A 1,752-nucleotide genomic window follows, 5' to 3' on the forward strand; every position below is an offset into this window, starting at 1 on the left:
CCATGGATGAGCGGGTTTGGAGTGCATGGCCACCAAACTTCGAGCAATTCGCGGGTCTGACAAGGCATGAAACAGCCCCGTGGCTTGTTGCGGTCGAGATGTCAGGTGTCGCATCAAACTGATCAGCAATATATCGCCTGCCCGATTGATAAAAAGCGGCTGGCCACAACGACTGGCCAGCATTTCAGTGGCAATGAGCGTCATGACCTGCACGAGCGATGGGTCAGCGTCCTTCATGCCAATTGAGATTGGCTGAGACAGCTCAGCTAAAAAGCTGGGTCCCATGGGACCATCAAAAACAACGTCAAAACTCATGAAGCATTGCTGATCGGCTTCGATGATGTCTTGGAGCGAGTACTCCGCAGGGCAAACCAATAGCGACAGCGCGTCCAGGTGAGGGGCTGAAATGCTCTGTGAAGAAAGCTCGAACAGTCCGGTCTGGATGATGTGAAGCGAAAAGCCCTCAGCCTTTGAGGTCCGCGTCACGTTGGGGCCAAGTCCTCCCAGCAAGGCGGTGAGTCGATCTAGGCGAGGAGCATCCATTTGTACGAATTGCAAATTTTTATGTACGTATTGTTGCATTCAGTACAAGACAATGCCAAGTATAAAGTGTGGTTCTTACCGATTCAGGATCCGTGTTTTCGAAAATTGCCTCCATCACGCTCCCCATCTTCACCTTGGTGCTGGTTGGCTTTTTGTACAGTCGACGCGTCAAACCGGATCTGGGCGGGGCCAACAAACTGGTCGTGGACGTGGCATTGCCCGTGTTGATTTTTATCTCTCTGTCTGCCAAATCGTTTGACCCGATTTCTGCCCTGTCATTTACCGGGGCGTCGATCGTATTGATTTTTCTGAGCGGATTGATCGCCTGGCCGTTGACGAAATTTTCTGGCGCAACTCAGCAAGCATTTTTGCCCTGCGCCATGTTCACTAATGTTGGCCCGATTGGCATCCCCTTGATTGCACTGGCCTATGGACCAGAAGGTACGGCAACAGCTGTTGTTCTGCTGGTGATCTCCAACATTCTGCATTTCACGCTGGGCGCTGGCGTGATGAGCGGAAAAGTTGACTGGCGCATGGTTTATGCCAACCCACTGGTCTGGGCGACTGTGATGGGTGTTGCCAGCTCTCAATTGCGGTGGGAGCTACCCGAGTGGGTTCAGACCTCCTGCACCATGATTGGGAGTGTGTTGGTTCCGATGATGTTGATGTCCCTCGGGGCAAGGCTTGCCAGTAGCCAAATTGCAGATGCTCGTGTGGGAGTTCAGTCAAGCGTCCTGATTTTGACAGCGAGACTTGTCGCTGTGTTTATGGTCCTTTGGCTCATTCCCTTGCAAGGGCTGGAGCGTGGCGCTTTAATTTTGTTTGCATGTTTGCCGCCCGCAGTCTTCAATTTCATGCTCGCTGACAAATTTCAGGTGGAGCCCAACAAGGTAGCGTCAACCGTCATCGTCGGACATTTGTTGAGCCTGGCGTTTCTGCCGCTCGGTATTTGGCTCGCATTCATTTAGATTTCTTTTCATCCACACGCACAAAGAAAGGTATCCGTCATGATCAAGTTTTACTTTCATCCTTCGCCCAACCCCTTGAAGATCGCGTTGTATCTGGAAGAAACTGGTGAGCCCTATGAGCTCGTTCCGGTCGACACGCGCAAGGGCGAGCAGCACTCGGAGGCTTTCAAGGCCATCAATCCCAATGCCAAAACACCAGCGATGGTGGACGGTGAAATTCGCGTCTTTGACAGCAATGCCA

General features: G+C 52.1%; 3 protein-coding genes. 2 read left to right on the plus strand and 1 reads right to left on the minus strand.

All coding sequences use genetic code 11. The features are described 5' to 3' along the window. The coding region (locus B7Y67_RS17090) for a cupin domain-containing protein (protein WP_293599657.1) at nucleotides 1–582 on the minus strand (582 nt) is incomplete at its 3' end. Between the two features lie 53 nt (nucleotides 583–635). Between B7Y67_RS17090 and B7Y67_RS17095 the strand changes: the two genes are divergently transcribed. Both B7Y67_RS17095 and B7Y67_RS17100 read left to right on the plus strand, forming a co-directional pair. Then, on the plus strand, nucleotides 636–1,511 hold the full coding sequence (locus B7Y67_RS17095; RefSeq protein ID WP_293599658.1) for an AEC family transporter: 876 nt from the start codon (nucleotides 636–638) through the stop codon (nucleotides 1,509–1,511). A gap of 39 nt (nucleotides 1,512–1,550) precedes the next feature. Continuing rightward, nucleotides 1,551–1,752 (plus strand): glutathione S-transferase N-terminal domain-containing protein (locus B7Y67_RS17100; protein ID WP_293599659.1); only part of this gene is annotated, 202 nt, incomplete at its 3' end.

It is taken from the genome of Polynucleobacter sp. 35-46-11, from assembly GCF_002281105.1.